15 protein-coding genes are annotated in these 19,464 nt (G+C 32.1%); 7 read left to right on the top strand and 8 right to left on the bottom strand.

Annotation, left to right across the window (positions count from 1 at the left end; translation table 11 throughout):
• Positions 1-212: 212 nt before the first annotated feature.
• Positions 213-1,940, bottom strand: a complete 1,728-nt coding sequence (locus tag C8C88_RS00530; protein ID WP_121336270.1) for an ATP-binding protein — start codon at positions 1,938-1,940, stop codon at positions 213-215.
• Positions 1,941-2,342: 402 nt separating this feature from the next.
• The gene (gene mnmE, locus C8C88_RS00525; protein ID WP_121336269.1) at positions 2,343-3,743 is read right to left on the bottom strand and encodes a tRNA uridine-5-carboxymethylaminomethyl(34) synthesis GTPase MnmE; all 1,401 of its coding nucleotides are present in this window, start codon (positions 3,741-3,743) and stop codon (positions 2,343-2,345) included.
• Positions 3,744-3,922: 179 nt separating this feature from the next.
• On the opposite strand from mnmE, the gene C8C88_RS00520 reads away from it, so the two are divergent.
• The 3 genes from C8C88_RS00520 (at position 3,923) to C8C88_RS00510 (ending at position 7,538) form a co-directional block, all read left to right on the top strand.
• The gene (locus tag C8C88_RS00520) at positions 3,923-4,756 is read left to right on the top strand and encodes a universal stress protein (RefSeq protein ID WP_121336268.1); all 834 of its coding nucleotides are present in this window, start codon (positions 3,923-3,925) and stop codon (positions 4,754-4,756) included.
• Between the two features lie 84 nt (positions 4,757-4,840).
• Positions 4,841-5,674, top strand: a complete 834-nt coding sequence (locus tag C8C88_RS00515; RefSeq protein ID WP_121336267.1) for a universal stress protein — start codon at positions 4,841-4,843, stop codon at positions 5,672-5,674.
• Positions 5,675-5,765: 91 nt separating this feature from the next.
• Positions 5,766-7,538: a DNA mismatch repair protein gene (locus C8C88_RS00510; RefSeq protein ID WP_121336266.1), complete on the top strand. Its 1,773-nt coding sequence runs from the start codon at positions 5,766-5,768 to the stop codon at positions 7,536-7,538.
• A gap of 114 nt (positions 7,539-7,652) precedes the next feature.
• On the opposite strand, the gene dnaN is transcribed toward C8C88_RS00510, so the two are convergent.
• The 5 genes from dnaN to C8C88_RS00485 all read right to left on the bottom strand — a co-directional run bounded on the left by dnaN (position 7,653) and on the right by C8C88_RS00485 (position 12,496).
• On the bottom strand, positions 7,653-8,771 hold the full coding sequence (gene dnaN / locus C8C88_RS00505) for a DNA polymerase III subunit beta (RefSeq protein ID WP_121336265.1): 1,119 nt from the start codon (positions 8,769-8,771) through the stop codon (positions 7,653-7,655).
• Positions 8,772-8,878: 107 nt separating this feature from the next.
• Complete coding sequence (gene gldG, locus C8C88_RS00500; protein WP_121336264.1) at positions 8,879-10,564, bottom strand: gliding motility-associated ABC transporter substrate-binding protein GldG; 1,686 nt, start codon at positions 10,562-10,564, stop codon at positions 8,879-8,881.
• Complete coding sequence (gene gldF / locus C8C88_RS00495) at positions 10,564-11,289, bottom strand: gliding motility-associated ABC transporter permease subunit GldF (protein ID WP_121336263.1); 726 nt, start codon at positions 11,287-11,289, stop codon at positions 10,564-10,566. Before gldF ends, gldG begins: the two co-directional genes overlap by 1 nt.
• Before the next feature lie 19 nt (positions 11,290-11,308).
• Entirely contained in the window at positions 11,309-11,605 is a 297-nt protein-coding gene (locus C8C88_RS00490) for a putative quinol monooxygenase (protein WP_121336262.1), read from the bottom strand.
• 63 nt (positions 11,606-11,668) lie between these two features.
• Positions 11,669-12,496 (bottom strand): S-adenosyl-l-methionine hydroxide adenosyltransferase family protein, encoded by an 828-nt coding sequence (locus C8C88_RS00485; RefSeq protein ID WP_121336261.1) that lies wholly within the window; start codon positions 12,494-12,496, stop codon positions 11,669-11,671.
• A 116-nt stretch (positions 12,497-12,612) separates the two neighbouring features.
• Between C8C88_RS00485 and C8C88_RS00480 the strand changes: the two genes are divergently transcribed.
• The 4 genes from C8C88_RS00480 to C8C88_RS00465 all read left to right on the top strand — a co-directional run bounded on the left by C8C88_RS00480 (position 12,613) and on the right by C8C88_RS00465 (position 16,177).
• Positions 12,613-13,137 (top strand): hypothetical protein, encoded by a 525-nt coding sequence (locus C8C88_RS00480; RefSeq protein WP_121336260.1) that lies wholly within the window; start codon positions 12,613-12,615, stop codon positions 13,135-13,137.
• A gap of 22 nt (positions 13,138-13,159) precedes the next feature.
• Positions 13,160-14,110, top strand: a complete 951-nt coding sequence (locus tag C8C88_RS00475; RefSeq protein ID WP_121336259.1) for a PhoH family protein — start codon at positions 13,160-13,162, stop codon at positions 14,108-14,110.
• A 165-nt stretch (positions 14,111-14,275) separates the two neighbouring features.
• Positions 14,276-15,100, top strand: a complete 825-nt coding sequence (locus tag C8C88_RS00470) for a Cof-type HAD-IIB family hydrolase (protein ID WP_121336258.1) — start codon at positions 14,276-14,278, stop codon at positions 15,098-15,100.
• Positions 15,101-15,220: 120 nt separating this feature from the next.
• Positions 15,221-16,177, top strand: coding sequence for a phosphoribosylaminoimidazolesuccinocarboxamide synthase (locus C8C88_RS00465; protein ID WP_121336257.1), 957 nt, complete (start codon positions 15,221-15,223; stop codon positions 16,175-16,177).
• A 187-nt stretch (positions 16,178-16,364) separates the two neighbouring features.
• Here C8C88_RS00465 and C8C88_RS00460 read toward each other — a convergent pair whose 3' ends face one another.
• Positions 16,365-19,463 carry an efflux RND transporter permease subunit gene (locus C8C88_RS00460; protein WP_121336256.1) on the bottom strand — a complete coding sequence of 1,033 codons (3,099 nt, stop codon included), beginning with the start codon at positions 19,461-19,463 and terminating at the stop codon, positions 16,365-16,367.
• Between the last annotated feature and the right edge of the window lies 1 nt (position 19,464).

The following is a 19,464-nucleotide window of genomic DNA, read 5'->3' as shown; positions in this document are numbered from 1 at the left end:
GCTTTTGAAAAAGAAAAAAGAAAGACGTCAAATTGAGAAAATGCCAAGTTAACCTGACGAACGAAGTGATTGCTTAACTATCCGAACTACCACCTGATGAATAAGATAGAAGCAGTAAAAATGTAACGAGTAAGTAAATTAGTTTTTATATTAAACTTGAGTTAAAAGCACCCAAATAAAAGCAGATAGGGTTTCTATATAAGTAGGTAATCTTAAATTGGAATTGAAAAACTTGTTTTGAATCCTTTGTGGGAGTTAGTGTCAAAAGCAATGCTTCCTTTTACCGCTTCAATACGATTTTTTATGTTACGTAGTCCATTTCTCAAATTTTGTTCATCTAAAGTAGCTCCAATCCCGTTATCACTATAATCAATCTGTAATTTATTTTTATTATTTTTAAAACTTAATACTACTAAACTACATTTACTGTGTTTTCGCATGTTGACTAGTAGTTCTTGAACAACCCTATAAACAACAATTTTTTTATTACTTTCTAATTTCATCCATTCAATAAGATTCATTCCATTAACTAAAACAGTCACTTCTTTTGAATTAAATCCCGAAATCATTTCTTTAAATCCATTGATAAATTCACTTCCAATAGCAATGCTGTTATTCTCGTTAGAAATATTTCGTGTTCTGGAATAGATTGCATATAAATTATTCAGCATTACATTTTTGTTCTGGTTAGAAGACAAATCCTGTGTTTCAGCAAAAGCCATTGTCTGAAAAACGTCATTTGCTAGTTCATCATGTAGTTTTTTTGCAATTCTAATTTCAGTATCATAGGAGATTTTAATCTTGTCTTTTTTGTTTTTTGTAATTAAATAATTGGACAAGAATCCCGTAATAGTAATACCTATAGCAACAAGAAAATACAAGAGTTGATTTCTGTTTTTTTGTTGTTCTAATTGAAGCTCGGTTATAATTTTATTTGATTTTAGTTTTAGATTTTCTTCTTTGGCTATTCTGGAATCATATTTTATTTTTGCAAATTGATTTCGTGATTTTTGCCTTGCTTTATTAATACTATCATTTAATTGAATGTATTTTTCGGAATAGTTCTTCGATTGATTTCCCGTGCTGGTTTGTATTAATGCGGCTAATGCTTCTAAACGCTCATCAATACTATTCACTTTAGTAGCCTTAACATAACCAAGTTGGGCATATTTATTTGATAATTTCAAATTACTTTCTTTATAATAATTAGAAAGGTGAAGATAACTAGCTGCCATTCCCCAATCATCTTTTATTTGTTCCTTTATTTTTAAGGCACGGTTCAAATAATCAATTCCTTTAGGATTCCCCACTTTGAAGTAAGAATAGCCTAAATTATCAAGTACTTTTGAAAATGATGCGGGATCATTTATAATTTTTTTTCTCAAAGTCATGGGAAGAAGAAACTTTATAGCTCGATTGTAGTCTTTCTTAGCCATGTACACTACTGCAATATTATGTTTTAATTTTAATTTCCGAACGTCGTCTATTTTTGAATTTAGTGCCTTATTGTAAAAATAAAGTGCATTTTCGTAATCAAATAGCCTCAGATTAATAATCCCAAGATAAGTATAAATGCCACATTCATATGTTCCGTCCATAGCTTTATTAAGGTACGGGATGGCTTCTGTTATAGAGGTCTCACTTCCGTAATAATCGCCCTGGTTTTGTTGGATTTCTGACATTCTTTCCAAAGAATAAATAATTCGGGTGTTGTCTGTTCTAGGATTACAAAGAAACTTTGCCTTATTATGATAATAGAAGGCACTATCGTATTTTGTTTTTTCTAAATAGTAGTCGCCAAGGTCAATGAGACGATCAATTTCTTTTAGATTACTTTTTTTTTCGGGTGTTTTTAATATTTTTTTTTCGCAGGATTGCAAAGTAAAAAACAATACTATTATTAAAATATAAATCGGGAAATGGTCTTTATTGAGATTCATTTCCCGAAATTACAGAAATTAATTAAATAAAAATAAACCTACTTCATTAATTTTTTAACGTGGTTTAGTGGATGGTATAGTAATATTTAGATCACTCGCTACCACTGTAACTTTATTGTTCCCAGATAGCACGGATTTGCAATCCGTGCCTGCAAAGTTGAGTAATCTGCAAGAAACTATGCTGGTTTAGATAATAATTTAGCTATTATTTTGTTAGATTTGTTTTGAATTTGATTGTGGACACGGATTGCAAATCCTCGCTATCGTGTATGGTGCAATAATGGTACAAAAAAGAGCAAACTATCTGCAAATAAAGCTATATAAACATAAAGAAAATCCCAGTTAAAATGTTATAAAATAGCATTTTAACTGGGATTTTTTGCTTTGTTATGTTTTGTGAGGTTACTTTCCGATACAGAAATTAGCAAAAATATTCCCTAACAATTCATCATTGGTAACTTGTCCAGTTATCATCCCGAAATGATACAAGGCTTCTTTGATATCTAAAGCCATTAAGTCGCTAGATAAATTGGTTTCTAATGCGTATTTTACTTTTTGGATTTCTTCCAAAGCTTTCAATAAAGAATCATAATGACGCGTATTAGTCACGATTGTTTCGTTATTGCGAAGCGCACCAGTGTTTACAAAAGATAGTAATTGGTTTTTAAGTTCATTAACCCCAATTTTTTCTTTTGCAGAAATGGTTTCAAGTTTAACATCTAATGGTTCCAGTTGTTTGCGAATGCTTAGAACTTCATTTTCTGAAAGCAAATCAATTTTATTGATAACAACTACTAAAGGTTTTAGAGGAAATTGATTTTTGATTTTCTCGATTTCTACGATGTATTCTGAACTTTGAACTTTAAATTTTAAGCTTTCAAATAAATATAAAACGACTTGTGCTTGCTCAATTTTTTCAAATGTTTTGCGAATTCCAATGCTTTCCACAACATCAGTAGTATCTCGGATTCCAGCAGTATCAATAAATCTAAAACCAATACCACCAATGACTAATTCGTCTTCAATGGTATCACGAGTAGTTCCTGCAATTTCAGAAACAATAGCACGTTCCTCATTCAATAAAGCATTTAATAGTGTTGATTTTCCCACATTTGGTTCACCAACAATCGCCACAGGAATTCCATTTTTGATGACATTCCCCACGGCAAAAGAATCAATTAAACGTTTCAATACAAACTCAATTCGGTTGACTAATTCATGAAATTGGGTTCTGTCTGCAAATTCAACATCTTCTTCGGCAAAATCCAATTCGAGTTCAATCAGCGAAGCAAAATTCAAAAGTTCTTCCCTGAGTTTAGCGATTTCATTTGAAAAACCACCACGCATTTGTTGCATCGCTATTTGGTGAGACGCTTCATTATCGGACGAAATCAAATCGGCTACAGCTTCGGCTTGTGATAAATCGAGTTTTCCGTTCAAGAAAGCACGAAGGGTAAATTCTCCAGGGTCAGCCATTCGACAGCCTTTTCGAAGCAACAATTGGATAATTTGCTGTTGAATATAAGTCGAACCATGACAAGAAATTTCGATTGTATTTTCACCAGTGTAGGAGTTAGGTCCTTTAAAAATAGAAACTAAAACTTCGTCTAAAGTTTTGGTTTCATCCATAATATGACCTAGATGTAATGTATGAGTTTTTTGATTTCTTAAATCTTTATTTTTGATAGATTTAAAAACAGAATGACCAATAGCAATGGCATTTTCGCCCGAAATTCGGATTATGGCTATTGCTCCAGCTCCTGAAGGAGTGGCTAAAGCAACTATAGAATCATTTGAAATCATATTTTTAAATCAATTTTATGCAAAAGTAAGTAAAAATAGGCAGTCAACAAGTTCAAGGTTTAAATGCTTTAACTTTATTTTTAGTTAAAAATTTGCCAAACTGATAATTATCATGCTATATTCATATATGTTTTGTAATTTTATGTAAATAACTGATTGGTAATAAATTAACTTGTGTTATGAAAAAAATTTTATTTCCCACAGATTTTTCAGATGTTTCTAAAAACGCCTTTATTTATGCCTTGAAATTGGCTGAAAGTATCCATGCTGAAATTATCACTTTGCATGTTTATGATTTACCTCAAACCAGTTATATTGACGTGACTCCATATTTACAAGAAATTTATGAGGTAACGGAATTGAGCAATTTTGAAAACTATCGGGATGAAGTTCCGGTTTTAAGAACAATTGCCGAAGCAAATAAATTAGAGCACATCAAGATGAGTCATGTCTTGGTTAGAGGGAATTTGATTCAAGAGACAATCACTTTAACTAATAAAGAAAAAATTGACTACATAGTTATGGGTACCAAAGGTGCTTCAGGCTTAAAGGAAACTTTTTTAGGTACAAATACCACAAAAGTGATGAACGACACGCAAGCGATTGTTCTTGCTATTCCTGAAGGATGCCATTTTCAGCCCATAAAAAAAATACTTTTTGTTACAGAATACTTGCCTAAAGATATTCAAATATTGAAAAAGATTATGGCTTTGGCCAAAGTTTTTCAAGCGCATATTGATTGTTTGTATGTTAAAGCGCCTCATCAAATTGACAATCGGGAAAATATAAAAGAATGGGAAGAAATTGTAAAAAATGAAGATGTGCTCTTGCATTCTATTATGGGGAATGATGTTGAAGGGATTATTTTAGATTTTATTGATTTAAATAAAACGAATTTAATAACCATGCACGTGTATCACAAAAACTTCTTCGAAAAATTATTTCAAATTAGTCTTTCTAAAAAATTGAGTTTTCATGTGAATGTGCCTATTTTGGCGATTCACGGTTCATAAGAATTAGATTCTAAAGTAAACCAGAAGGTTTAGGGTTTATAGATTGTTTTTTTTTTAATAGAAACTATATTAATTTTTGATACGATGAAAAAAATTCTATTTCCAACAGATTTTTCCGAAGTTGCTACAAATGCGTTTGTGCATGCTTTAGAATTTGCGAAAATTGTTCAAGCCGAACTTGTTTTACTGCACTCGTTTGATTTGCCAGTATTTGACAACCAGTTTTTTCCTGAAAATTATGCGGTTATTTATGATTCATTGGAGTTGTCTCAATTTGAAGTATTCAAACATGAAATTCCAAAGTTGCGCGCTATAGCTGAAGCACATAACCTCGATAAAATTAAAATGACACATAAGCTTATGGATGGGGATTTACTACATAATATTAAAAAATCAATTAAAGAAGATAAAATTGATTTTGTAGTAATGGGAACAGCAGGAGCCACGGGATGGGAGGCTTTTTTTGTAGGAACAAATACAAATGATGTGATTTCTGGTGTTGATGTACCGATGTTATGCGTTCCATTAGAAGCAGAATTTAGAAAAATTGAAACCATTGGATTTACCACTCGCTTTAGACCAAAAGATAAAAAAGCATTAAAAAAAGTCTTGAGTATTGCCCAAAAAACAAACGCAGTTGTGAAATGTTTGTATGTAAAAACAAGTGATTCAGATGTTGAAACCAAAACTATTGAAGCATGGGAAAATGAGTTTAGAGATGACCCAATTGAGTTTTTTGTGATTAACAGCGATGAAGTAAAAGAAACTATATATGATTTTATTCTCTATAAAAGCATTGATGTTTTGACAATGCTTACTTATAAAAGAGGATTTTTTGAAGGAATATTTAAACCAAGTTTAACTAAAAAAATAATATCCAATTTTGACATTCCAATCTTGGCCATGCATATTGATTGATTTTAAAAATAGTTTTTTACATACAAATCAATCAATTTAAAAGGATGCTTTTTTAAATAACCTCCTATATTTGCAACTCATCAGATGAATTATGGGAGTGTATGAAATAAATAGGGATTTGTATTCGGTTCAGTTGAATACAATCAATAAAAAATACAATAGTATCAGCATTTTAAGGCTTGGTGCTATTGTATTTTTTTTGGTATGCATGTATTATTATATCAAAAATGGAGAAGCTATTTTTATAGCTTTAGCTGTTTTGTTTTTTGGAATCTTCCTTGTTTTAATGCGCTTTCATTCTAAGTTAGTCTTTCAGAAGCAAATCAAACAAGCCCTAATAGCAATTAATGAAAATGAAATTGCTTATTTGAAAAGAGAAAAAAATCCTTTCGAAAATGGAGTTGAATTCAATGATTTTAACCACCCATATGCTTATGATTTAGATATTTTTGGAGAACATTCTTTGTTTCAAAACCTAAATAGAACCGCTACTTTTATTGGCAAAAAAACATTAGCAAATCAATTATTGACGCTTTTACCTAATGAAGATATCCATAGAAATCATAAAGCTGTTCAAGAGTTATCCGAAAAAATAGATTGGCGTCAAGAGTTTTTGGCTTTCGCCAAAATAAGCAATGATAACCAAACCAGTTATAAAACACTTTTGCAATGGAATCGGTTTAATAGTTCTCCATTGTCTAAAATTAGCATCTGGATTTCGTATGTGCTTCCATTGCTTTTTATAGGCACTTTGATGGCTTATTTAATAACCTATAAAACAGTTTTCTTATCCTATCTTGCTTATGTATTTGTTATTAATTTAGCTTTTTTAGGTAGGTTTTTAAAACGCATTCAGATAGAAATCGCTAATGCTTCAACTATTGATATGATTATCAATAAGTATGCTTTGTTGATGCAAAAAATTGAGGAAGAAACATTTCATTCGGAACGATTAATCGATTTACAAAAACGTCTTACCTATAAAAAAGAGAATGCTAGCGTTCATTTGAAACAGTTAGCTAATTTGTTTTCAAAGATGGATAGTATTGGAAACTTTGTTACTGGATTAGTTTTTAACGGAACTTTTTTATTTAATTTTCACGTGCTTAAAGCTTTAATCCAATGGCGTAAAGACCACGCTGATGCATTAGAAGATTGGCTTGAAGTTATCGGCGAATTTGAAATGTTAAATAGTTTAGCGAATCTTTCGTATAATAATCCTGATTTTGTTTATCCAACTTTGAATACCAATTTTGAAATTGAGTTCTCTAATTTAAGCCATCCGTTATTGAATCCTGAAACTAGAATAGGGAATGAGGTACAATTTTATCCGCAGTCGTTTATGATTTTAACGGGTTCAAATATGTCAGGTAAAAGTACGTTTTTGAGAAGCTTGGGAATAAATATGGTATTAACTGGTATTGGTTCTTCTGTTTGTGCTAGTCAGGCAAATGTGCATCCGTTACCCGTTTTGGTTTCGATGCGATTATCCGATTCTTTGTCGGATAGTGAATCTTATTTCTTTGCTGAAATCAAACGTTTAAAACTGATTATGGATGAATTAGAAGTCAGTCCCGCTTTTGTTTTATTAGACGAAATATTACGAGGAACAAATTCTGATGACAAACGTAATGGAACAATTGAAGTGGTTAAAAAAGTGATTAAAAAGAAGACCATTGGAGCTATTGCAACTCATGATATTGAAGTGTGTCTGACTACAAATGAGTATCCAAATGTTTTGACTAATAAATGCTTTGAAGTTGAGATTAAAAACGATGAATTGTATTTTGATTATAAACTTCGGGATGGGATTTGTCAAAACAAAAGTGCCACATTCCTAATGAAAAAGATGGGTGTGATTTAAGCAAACGGGTTCTAAAATTCCAATTTATTATAAAAACAATAAACCACAATTTTGGTTAGAAATTGTGGTTTTTTAATATAAATGGTTTTGGTTAGTTTGCTATTTTATTATGAATTAGCTATTCAACATAACTGGCATTACAAGCATTGTAACAGTTTCACCTTCTTCTAATCCATCAACTGGAGTTAGGATTCCAGCTCTGTTAGGTAATGACATTTCAAGCATAATCATATCGGATTGTAAGTTGGTCAACATTTCAGTAAGGAAACGAGAATTATACCCTATTTGCATATCATCACCTTGATAATCACAAGTCAATCTTTCCTCAGCTTTGTTAGAGTAATCAATATCTTCCGCAGAAACATTCAATTCAGCTCCAGCTATTTTCAAACGAATTTGGTGTGTAGTTTTATTCGAAAAGATTGCCACACGACGAACAGAACTCAAGAATTGAGAACGATCAATCATTAGTTTATTTGGGTTTTCTTTTGGGATAACCGCTTCGTAGTTTGGATATTTTCCATCTATTAAACGGCACATCAAGATGTAATTATCAAAAGAGAAAGTAGCATTTGAATCGTTGTATTCAATTTTTACTTCAGTATCTGATGTTGAAAGGATATTTTTTAAGATGTTCAACGGTTTCTTCGGCATGATAAAATCAGCTACTTGAGAAGCTGTTACATCAGTACGTGCATATTTTACTAATTTGTGAGCATCAGTAGCTACAAAAGTTAATCCTTGTGGCGAGAATTGGAAGAATACACCTGACATAACAGGACGTAAATCATCATTTCCAGCTGCAAAAATAGTTTTGCTGATAGCTGTTGCCAAAACATCTGAAGGAACTAGTGTTACAGAAGGTTCATCTAGATTTACTGATTTTGGAAATTCATCACCAGGAGCATAAGCCAAAGCATATTTACCTGAATTTGAACTGATTTCTATAGTGCTGTTTTCCTCAACTGTAAAAGTTAGTGGTTGCTCTGGGAATGTTTTAAGAATTTCCAAAAGTAATTTTGCAGGAACAGCAACGCTTCCTTTACTGGTTGAATCAATATCTAATGTAGCTGACATTGTAGTTTCTAGATCCGAAGCAGAAACGGTTAATACATTGTGGTCTAATTCAAATAAAAAGTTATCTAAAATAGGTAAAGTATTGCTACTATTGATAACGCTACCTAAAACTTGTAATTGTTTTAATAAGTATGAACTCGATACTATAAATTTCATCTGTTGTGTTTTATTATTTTTGGGTAAACTTTTTAACTTCTTTTAAAATCATCCACCCTACAAATATATCGTAAACTATTCGAGTTTGGAAAATTTTTTATTAACATCTATTTACTGTATTTTCTTTTTCTTAGGAATGTAAAAACAAGTCCAAAAAGTAGCAAAATTAGAATTGGTAGCCCGATAGTTATGAACTGTGTTCGGGTATAGTTTTCATAAACTTTTTCTTTATTTAATAATGGCAAATCAAGATCTTTACTTCGAATGTTAATAAGTCCAGTATCATCTAAAAGATAATTGACACAATTTACTAGAAAATCTTTGTTGTCATACAAATTCCCAGAACGTTGATCGTAACCTAATTCTACGGGTTGAAAATTCTTGTCTAATTGATTCTTTATTAAGTCTCCATCAGCAATAACAATCATCTTATTTTCTTTCCCTTTCGATAAAAATGTTTTTTGGTCAAAAGGCAAAACACGGTTTTCAAACATCGAGTGAAACGAGCCTTCTAACAATACCGAAAGAGGAATGTTTCCTTTATTTAAATAGTCGTTCGGACTTGTTTCTTCGGTTACGATACTTAAATTAATTTCGGATGGAGCTCCTATTTTCTTTGAATATTGAGAGGATTGTAAAAGAACGGTTTTTTTGATTCCGTTTTTCAAGGTGTCAATGGGATTTGCAAAATCAAATTTGATACTGCCTAAATTTTTTACAATCGGATGCTTGCTAGTAGGATATACTTGCGGCGCAAATTTCCAAGTAAACTCCTGAAATTGAGCAGCACTTCCTGGATCTCCCGAAGCTAGTTTTATAGGACTTCCTTGTTCGTCTTTTACAATGTCAGGATTGATTCGGATGCCATATTTGAAAAACATATCATTCAAATTCAAATCTCTTGGATACGCAAGTGTAGCTCCCGAATTGTTATACAAACTATCCATTTCTACAGCAACTTGATCAATAAGCCACATTGTTTTTCCACCATTCATTATAAATTGATCTAAAACTTGTTTTTCGCTATCGGTAAAAGTTTCTGTGGGTTTAGCAATAATCGCTAAATCATATTTTTCTAAAGCAGCTAAACTTCCTGTTGGATTTTTTGCCACAGAATCAAGTGTAAAAGGTCCAATGTGATAACTTTCTCTAACTTGTAACAGAAATTTAGCAATAAAAGCTTCGTGAAACTCCCCATTTCCTTTGATAATGGCTATCTTTTTTTGCTTGGCTTTGGTGATTTTATTCAAAGCATCTGCAATGGAATATTCTAAATGTTGCACCGAGCCAATTACTTTTTGAGTGGTAGAGGCACCCATAATATTTTTCAACAAAGGAATATTGACTTCTTTGTTGTCATAAACGGCAATTGCCCAAGGAAAAACCATTGCTTGTGATTGTTTCCCTTTATCGTCAACGGTTATGTTTATTGGTGTAAGACCTTTTCGGTACAACTCTTTGATGTTGTCCATACTTTCGTCTTGGTTTTCCAAAGGATCAACAAACTCAAAAACAATATTCGAATTATATCCTTGAAATTCTTCTAATAATTGTCTGGTTTCTTGTTGTAATCTCTTGAACTCAGCAGGCAAATCACCCTGCATATATACCTTTATAGACAGTGGATTTTTGACTTGTTTGATAATATTCAACGAAGTAGTTGAAAGCGTGTATCTTTTGTCTTTTGTTAAATCAAAACGATGAAAAAAACTGTTGCTTATTACATTCAAAAGCAATACTATTAAAATTATACTCAGTAAAGATTTTATGTTTTTTTTATTGGAAGTAGTCATTACGATTTAACAGATTTTAAATTATAAACAGTAAACGAAAGGAACAAGATTGTGATACTAGCAAAATAGATACTATCACGCGTGTCAATAACGCCACGACTCATACTTTTGAAATGATCTTGCATTCCTAAAGAAGCAATTATAGTTGATAAACTTGGAATAGTACTGGCAATTCCTTCAAAACCAAAATAGAATATAAAGCATAAAAATACCGATATAATAAAAGCTACAATTTGATTGTCAGAAAGGGTAGAGGTGAAAACGCCTATGGCACAATAAGCCGAAATCAAAAATAATAAACCAAAATAAGAACCAATTGTACTTCCCATATCGATATTACCTTCTGGCATTCCTAAATTTGAAATTACCGCTACATATATAAAGGTTGGAATAACTGCCATTATGATGAGTACAACAGCTCCAAGAAATTTTCCGTTTACAATTTGCCAAATGGACAGTGGCTTGGTTAGTAATAACTCCAATGTCCCTTGTTTTTTTTCATCCGAAAAGCTGCGCATAGTTACTGCTGGAATTAAGAAAATAAAAATCCAAGGTGCTAAGGTGAAAAAAGGAGTTAAATCAGCGAAACCACTATTTGAAATGTTATAATCACCTTCAAAAACCCAAAGGAAAAGGCCGTTTATAATTAAAAAAATGGCAATAACTAAGTAGCCGATTGGCGACCCAAAAAAAGATTTTATTTCACGTAATACGATTGATTTCATTTGTTTTTTGTTTAAAAGTTTAAACCAAAGTAACTAATTTGTTCACACTCCAAGCTTCTGGTTTGTCATTGAATAATTTCTTGGTAAAAGCCCAAACCTCGTTAAAAAGTTCTGATTTTCTATAATTTTCCAAGTCATCTTCGGTTTCCCAATAGCTGTAAGTGAAGAAAATACTTTTATTGTTTTTATCCTGATACAATTCTAAGAAACGGTTTCCAGGCGCATTTCGTATTTTGTCTTTCATTAATTCAAAATTTTCCAAAAAAGCAGGAATATTTTCTTCGTGAAAACTCATTTTTACTATTCGTACAAACATTGTTTTTTGTTTAAAGTTTAAAGTTCAATACGTTTAAAGTTGCTCAACTTTAAACCTTAAACTTTAAACAAATTTTATAAGTATATTATCTCTATAATTCAATCCTAATAAACTATTGGCAGAACCTACTTTAGACGGATTGCTTCTGAAAATGGCAATTTCAAGAAAACCAGCTTCGTTAAAAATAGCCAGTTTTTCGCCTTCATAATACTTTATTGGATATTTATCAGAACTTGCAATTGCGGAATAGTTCGGCAAAATTGTCTTGATGTTTTTTGTTTTCATTACAATCTCATAAGGTCTGCCTTTGGCAATTTCAAGAAATTGTTTTTTAGAAATATTAGTAATTACATTCCCAAAATGATCTATATAAATCACATGGCCCTTCAATGAATTTCCATCTACAGAAGCAATAGCTTGCAGTTCTGTTACTTGTTTTATACTGTTCGTTTCTTTGCCAATAACGTTCAATAAACCACCTTTGGCAATGTGGCATGCAACTTTTACAAAAACATCCATATCAGTTGCCTCATTATGTAGACGGTCATGAATATTTATAGCTACAATTTTTTGTGGGACAATTTTTTGCGAAAGCATACTTAAAATCCCGTTATCAGCTGCAATAAAATAATGATCGTTCCATTGCATCACAATATGTTGGTTTTCTTTATTCCATTCCATATCAACTCCTATAAGATGAACAGTACCTTTTGGAAAACTCGCATACGATGCGCTAATAATGTAACTTGCTTCTACTGTGTTAAATGGGTCGATATCATGTGAAATATCTATAATTGATGCCTCTGAATATTCAGATAAAATCTTCCCTTTCAATGCACCTACAAAGTGATCTTTCAAGCCGTAATCAGTAGTAAGGGTAATTATTGACATAATTTTGTTTATAACTATTGGCGATACCTAAACCTAATTTTTATTAAATTTGAGAAATGCAAAGCTAAAGTATTTTAGGCTTTAATTAAATAGAATTTTAATTTAAAACCCAACAGATGATTAAACCTCTTTTTTTAATTTTTCTATTCTTTTGCAGCCTTCAAGCATTTAGCCAGAAGCTGGTTTATACTTCTAATGGGAATATTACTGATACTGAAAACCATAAAATTTCACCAGAAAAAATTAGAACAATTTTAGCCTCTAATCAGGAAATATTGGATAATTACAATAGCGGAAGAACCAAGAAGACGGTTGGTAATGTGTTGCTAATTAGTGGTTTTGGATTTTTGACTGCTGATTTAATTCATGGACTTACTGCATCTGGAATATCCGCAACTCCATTAGGTGGAGGATATTATGGTTTACAAAGTGAGAAAACCTATCCAACAGCATTGACTTATATAGGTATTGCAGCAATTATAATCGCCATTCCTGTTAAAATTGGTTTTTCAAGAAAAATTGAAAAAGTAGTAACTGATTATAACAATCAGGCAGCTCTAGGTTCCAATCAATTTTATAATACAAAGATGGAATTGATTACCAATAAAAACGGAATAGGATTGCGATTGACATTAAATTAAAACAAACTAAAAACTACTGCTTTTGAACGAAAGAATAATCGAGCTCATAGACATCGCTCCAAAAGAATTTTGGGGTGCTCAAGACACTCATCTTGAAATCATTAAAAAATATTACCCTAAATTAAAAATCGTTGCAAGGGGTACAACAATTAAGGCCTTTGGTGAGAAAGAAGTTTTGGACGAGTTCGAGAAACGTTTTCAACGTTTGATGTTGCATTTTACACGTTACAATACTATTGATGATAATGTAATTGAGCGTGTCATTCTAGGCGATGGTCAAGACGAAAGAAAAATCCAAGGTCAAGACAAAATATTAGTGCATGGTGTAGGTGGTAAAATCATCAAACCGATGACTCCTAACCAACAGTTACTGGTTGACACGATGGATAAAAACGATATGGTTTTTGCTGTTGGACCTGCTGGAACAGGTAAAACGTACACCGGTGTGGCCATGGCTATCAAAGCCTTAAAAGAAAAACAAGTCAAACGAATCATATTAACAAGACCCGCTGTTGAAGCAGGGGAGAACCTTGGTTTTTTGCCTGGAGATATGAAAGAAAAATTAGATCCATACATGCAACCACTTTATGATGCGTTACGTGATATGTTACCTAATGAAAAACTCGAAGATTATATCTTGAAAGGAATTATCCAAATTGCACCTTTAGCATTTATGCGCGGTAGAACGTTAGATAATGCTTTTGTAATATTAGATGAAGCTCAAAACACAACCCATTCTCAAATGAAAATGTTCTTAACTCGTATGGGAAAAAACGCCAAATTTATGATTACGGGTGACCCAGGTCAGGTTGATTTACCTCGAAGAACTATTTCCGGTCTTAAAGAAGCCATATTAGTTTTGAAAGACATTGACGGAATAGGTATTATTTATTTAGATGATAAGGACATTGTACGTCATCGATTAGTTAAAAAAGTAATTGATGCTTACAAGCAGATCGAAAATCATGATTAAAAAATAAATTTTAAGCTAAAAGGATGTAATTTAACTATTTAATTACATCCTTTTTTGCTTTTTAAAGATTAAATTAATGAAAAACCAGCGGTTTAATTATAAGATTTGCTTATCTGTTTTAAATGCAATAAATTTGAAATTATTTAGGAAAGAGAAAAACGAGCAATGACAAAACAGAAAATTAAAGTAGTAATTAGTGACTTAGACGGAACATTACTTAATGCCCACCATAAAATATCAGAATATACCAAGACCGTTTTTCAAGAACTACACAATCAAAACTATTTAGTAATTGTGGCTACTGGACGCCATCATTTGGATGCTATGCCATTAGTCGAAAGTTTAGGTGTTCCACTTTATTTAGTAACATCAAACGGTGCGAGAATTCATTCACCAACCAAAGAATTACTTTTCTCGGTTAATATGGAAAGTGATCATGTAAAATCTATTTTATCTTTAGATATCGACCCTGAAATTACAACTGTTTTATTTCGTGAAAATGTATGGCAAACCAATAAGCACAATGAAAAATTAAATAGTTTTCAAACAGAATTAAACTACCATCCTGAATTAGTGGATTTCAGTACTGTTGAAGATTTAAGCGCGATTAAAGTGTTTTTTACCCATGAAAAACATTCTAAGTTATTAGAATTAAGAGCGCAAATTTTAGAGCATCATTCAGATCTTTTTAGTCATGCTTTTAGTCTTCCAATTTGTTTGGAGTTTATGGATAAATCGGTTGATAAAAGTGTTGCTATAGCTAAAATTTTAGAGAAAGAAAATCTGATTTTTGAAGAAGCAATTTCTTTTGGAGACGGATTCAATGATGAAAATATGCTTAAAGCTACAGGCAAAGGATTAGTTATGGGTAATGCACCAGATTCTCTAAAGAATAAGCTTTCTCATTTAGAAGTAATTCTTACGAATGACAATGATGGTGTTGCAAAACATTTGCACCAAGAATTTCTGGCATCTTCACTTTTAAAATAAAATCAATCTATAATATAGAACAATTTTTAATTGCTTGAACTAATAGGTTTCTTTGCATTTCTTACTAAAATAACCCTAAATTTGCATTCATAAAAAACAACAACCTCACAACATAGAATAATGAGCAATACAATCACAACAACTAATTTTAATTTTCCTAATCAAAAATCTGTCTATAGAGGAAAAGTTAGAGAAGTATACAATATAAATGATGAGCTTTTAGTAATGGTTGCTACAGATAGGCTTTCGGCTTTTGACGTAGTTTTACCAAAAGGAATTCCTTATAAAGGTCAAATTCTAAATCAGATTGCTACTAAGTTTATGGAGTTAACAAAGGATATTGTGCCAAATTGGTTGATAGCTACTCCAGATCCAAGTGTTGCGGTTGGTTATTTATGCGAACCTTTTAAAGTTGAAATGGTAATTCGTGGGTATGTTTCAGGACATGCTGCCAGAGAATATGCTGCAGGTAAAAGAACACTTTGTGGTGTAACTATGCCAGAAGGATTGAAAGAAAATGATAAGTTTCCAGAGCCAATTATTACGCCTACTACAAAAGCAGATAATGGAGAGCATGACGCAGATATTTCAAGAGAAGATATACTCTCAAAAGGAATTGTTAGTGAAGCAGATTATTTAGTTTTAGAAAAATATACTAGAGCATTGTTCCAAAGAGGAACAGAAATAGCGGCTAGCCGAGGATTAATTTTAGTAGATACTAAGTACGAATTTGGTAAAAACAAAAATGGAGATATCGTTCTTATTGATGAAATTCATACACCAGATTCTTCCCGTTATTTTTATGCAGCAGGATATCAAGAGCGTCAAGACAAAGGAGAAGAACAAAAACAATTGTCTAAAGAGTTTGTACGTCGTTGGTTAATCCAAAACGGTTTTCAAGGACTTGAAGGACAAAAAATTCCTAATATGACAGATGAATATATTGAAACTGTTTCAGAAAGATATATTGAATTATATGAAAATATTCTTGGAGAGAAATTTGTAAAAGCAGATATTTCAAACATCAATGATCGAATTGAAAAGAATGTTTTAGCCTATTTGCAAAGTAGAAAATAGATTTAATTCTCTATGAGAAAAACAAAAAATCCAACTAGTCATAGTTGGATTTTTTTTATGCATAAAATTTATTAGCCATTGGATTAGAACAAATAAAAAATTATTCTAAAATCAAAAAGCACCACTATAACAAGTATAGTGGCGCTTTTTCCCTAACCAAGCAATAATTAACAATTAAAACTATCTTCTATTCTATTTGTTCGTGTTTTTTTCTGTTGAAAACCCAAAATATAATTGGAAAAACTAAGAGCGTTAAAACAGTAGCCGTTATTAAACCACCAATGATAACAATTGCCAAAGGTTTTTGAGATTCAGAACCAATTCCTGTAGAAATTGCTGCAGGCATAAGTCCAATTGAAGCCATAAGCGCAGTCATTACAACAGCTCTTGTTCTTGCTTTTACTCCCATAAAAATGGATTCTTCGAGCGTAAATTTGGCTTTCAAATTATTATGAAATTCCGAAATCAAGATAACTCCATTTTGGATACAAATTCCTAATAAGGCTATGAAACCAACACCAGCTGAGATACCAAAATTCATTCCCGTTAGATGTAGTGCAATAATACCACCTATAATTGCAAAAGGAACATTTGCTAAAACCAATAACGAATCTTTTATGTTTCCAAACAAAATGAAAAGCAAAACAAATATTCCTATTAAACTTATTGGCACTACTTGTCCCAATCGAGCACTTGCACGTACTTGGTTTTCAAATTCCCCAGTCCATCCTACAGTATAACCTGTAGGTAATTTTAGTTTTGCTACTCTGGATTGCGCATCAGCAATAGTACTTCCTAAATCTCGATCACGAACAGAGAATTTTACCCCAATAAATCGTTTGGTATTGTCTCTATAAATAAAAGCAGGTCCAGTAATTTTTTTAACCTCTGAGATTTCTTTCAAAGGAATTTTTGCACCGCTTATTGTTGGAACTTTTAAGTCTGAGATGTCTTTTTCATCTTTACGATATTCTTTTGCATAACGAACTCTGACATCAAATTTCTTTTCTCCTTCGTATTTTTGAGTTGCTGTTTTTCCTCCAAAAGCTAATTCTAGAACCGCTTGCGCATCTTTTAGCGTTACACCATAAGCGGCCATTTTTTCTCTATCAAGAATGACACTTATTTCTGGCTGACCAACATTTCTTAAAATTCCCACATCTTTAATACCAGGAACATTTTGGATTTTAGCAATTACTTGATTCGCTAAATCATCTAGTTTATCTAAATCATCACCGTAAATCTTCACTGCATTTGAGGCATTAATTCCCGCAACAGCCTCGGCAACATTATCAATAATAGGTTGGGAATAGTTGTATCCAATTCCCTGATGTTTTTTTAGCTTTTGATCCATTTGATCCACTAATTGATCCATAGAAATTTTGCGTTTCCATTCTTCCTTAGGTTTTAAGTTTACTTGCATTTGAACATAGTAAAAACCACTTGGATCTGTTCCATCATTACTACGACCAACTTGTGAAAGTACACCGTTTACCTCAGGAAATGTTTGCAGTTCTTTTCTTAAAACAGCGGTAGTTTTTACCGTTTGAGTTAAACTGGTACTCATAGGTAATTTAGCTTCTACCCAAAGTGCACCTTCATTTAATTGTGGTAAAAATTCTGTTCCTAAAAAAGTAGCTGAAAAGAAAACCCCAACTAATAGCACCAATGAAGCAGTAAGTGTTTTTACTTTGTGTTTGTAGGTCCATGTAAATCCTTTACTTACAATTCTGTCCCAAAAATTTACAAATGGATTGTGTTTTTCTTTTACATTTTTATTCAAAAGTAAATGAGATAAAACGGGTACTAAAGTCAAAGTAAAAATTAGGGCTCCCATTAATGCAAATCCAAGCGTATAAGCTAATGGTGAGAACATTTTTCCTTCTACTTTTTGGAAAGAAAATATAGGAAGTAAAGCGGTTATGATTATTAATTTAGAAAAGAAAATTGCTTTACCCATTTCTGTCCCTGTCTTTTTAATCAAACTACCTTTTGCAATTTTATTGTAGGCTTCCATTCCTAATTGATGCGCTCGATGATCCAGTACCACAAATAATCCTTCGACCATTACAACTGCTCCATCTATAATAATCCCGAAATCGACCGCACCAAGACTTAATAAATTGGCACTCATTCCCATTAATTTCAAACATAAAAAGGCAAAAAGTAATGATAGTGGAATCACAATCGATACTGTAAATGTAGTACGCCAATCGGCCATAAAAAGGAAAACAATACACGTTACTAGAATAATTCCTTCTAATAAATTGTGCATTACGGTTTCGGTCGTGAAATTCATTAGCTTGTCACGATCGTAAAACGTTTCCATTTTAACATCTTTTGGTAAAATGCCATTGTTCAGTTCTTCAATTTTTGCTTTTACTAAGGCTAATACTTCTTTTGCATTTTCACCTTTACGCATCACAACAATCCCTTCAACAACATCATCATTTCCATTTAATCCAACTTGTCCCACACGAGGCATTGAACTTTCGTATACATTAGCTAAGTTTTTAACTAATATAGGATTCCCATTTGCATCATCAACAATGATGTTTTCAATATCAGCTATTGATTTCAATAAACCCACACCACGAACTACATAAGCTTGTCCATTTTTTTCGATTACATCACCACCTACATTTAAGTTACTGGCATTAACTGCGTCATAAACTTGTAATGGAGTAATATTGTATTTAGCAAGTTTTATAGGATCAACACCTACTTCATATGTTTTTTCTTGTCCACCAAAAGCAACTAAATCAGCCACTCCAGGAATAGCTCTCAATTGTCTGTCAATTGTCCAAGATTGAATGGTCAATAAATCTCTAGTGTCACGATTATTACTTTTTAAAACATATCTAAAAATTTCGCCAGTAGGACCATAAGGAGGTTGAACATCAACATCAACACCATCAGGAAGCGAAACGTTTTTTAATAAATTGTTGACTTGTTGACGGGCAAAAGCATCATCTACACCATCATCAAAAATGATTTTGATAACAGATAATCCAAACATAGTGATACTACGAACACTGGTCTTTTTTTGTACAGAGTTCATCGAAATCTCGATAGGTGAAGTTACAAATCGTTCAATTTCTTCGGCACTTTTACCGTTCCATTGATTTACAATTATGATTTGTGTATTTGTCACATCGGGAAAAGCTTCAATTGGCATGTTTTTGAAAGCTATAAAACCAGCAACTGCCAAAATCCCTACCCAAAAGAAGGTAAATGCTTTATTCTTTAGCGAAAAAGCAATAATATTTTTAATGAATTTGTTCATG

This window comes from Flavobacterium sp. 123 (assembly GCF_003634825.1).
GTDB lineage: Bacteria > Bacteroidota > Bacteroidia > Flavobacteriales > Flavobacteriaceae > Flavobacterium.
The sequence above is the reverse complement of the archived record's forward strand: the minus strand, read 5'-3'. Positions and strand labels throughout refer to the sequence as shown.

Bases quoted from the DNA above. Each gene is read 5' to 3' on its own strand.
- C8C88_RS00515 (WP_121336267.1), top strand. From the start codon at position 4,841: ATGAAAAAAATTCTATTTCCAACAGATTTTTCCGAAGTTGCTACAAAT.
- gldF (WP_121336263.1), bottom strand. From the start codon at position 11,289: ATGAAATCAATCGTATTACGTGAAATAAAATCTTTTTTTGGGTCGCCA.
- gldG (WP_121336264.1), bottom strand. From the start codon at position 10,564: ATGACTACTTCCAATAAAAAAAACATAAAATCTTTACTGAGTATAATT.
- C8C88_RS00460 (WP_121336256.1), bottom strand. From the start codon at position 19,463: ATGAACAAATTCATTAAAAATATTATTGCTTTTTCGCTAAAGAATAAA.
- C8C88_RS00480 (WP_121336260.1), top strand. From the start codon at position 12,613: ATGATTAAACCTCTTTTTTTAATTTTTCTATTCTTTTGCAGCCTTCAA.
- C8C88_RS00530 (WP_121336270.1), bottom strand. From the start codon at position 1,940: ATGAATCTCAATAAAGACCATTTCCCGATTTATATTTTAATAATAGTA.
- C8C88_RS00520 (WP_121336268.1), top strand. From the start codon at position 3,923: ATGAAAAAAATTTTATTTCCCACAGATTTTTCAGATGTTTCTAAAAAC.
- C8C88_RS00510 (WP_121336266.1), top strand. From the start codon at position 5,766: ATGGGAGTGTATGAAATAAATAGGGATTTGTATTCGGTTCAGTTGAAT.
- C8C88_RS00485 (WP_121336261.1), bottom strand. From the start codon at position 12,496: ATGTCAATAATTACCCTTACTACTGATTACGGCTTGAAAGATCACTTT.
- C8C88_RS00490 (WP_121336262.1), bottom strand. From the start codon at position 11,605: ATGTTTGTACGAATAGTAAAAATGAGTTTTCACGAAGAAAATATTCCT.
- mnmE (WP_121336269.1), bottom strand. From the start codon at position 3,743: ATGATTTCAAATGATTCTATAGTTGCTTTAGCCACTCCTTCAGGAGCT.
- C8C88_RS00470 (WP_121336258.1), top strand. From the start codon at position 14,276: ATGACAAAACAGAAAATTAAAGTAGTAATTAGTGACTTAGACGGAACA.
- C8C88_RS00465 (WP_121336257.1), top strand. From the start codon at position 15,221: ATGAGCAATACAATCACAACAACTAATTTTAATTTTCCTAATCAAAAA.
- dnaN (WP_121336265.1), bottom strand. From the start codon at position 8,771: ATGAAATTTATAGTATCGAGTTCATACTTATTAAAACAATTACAAGTT.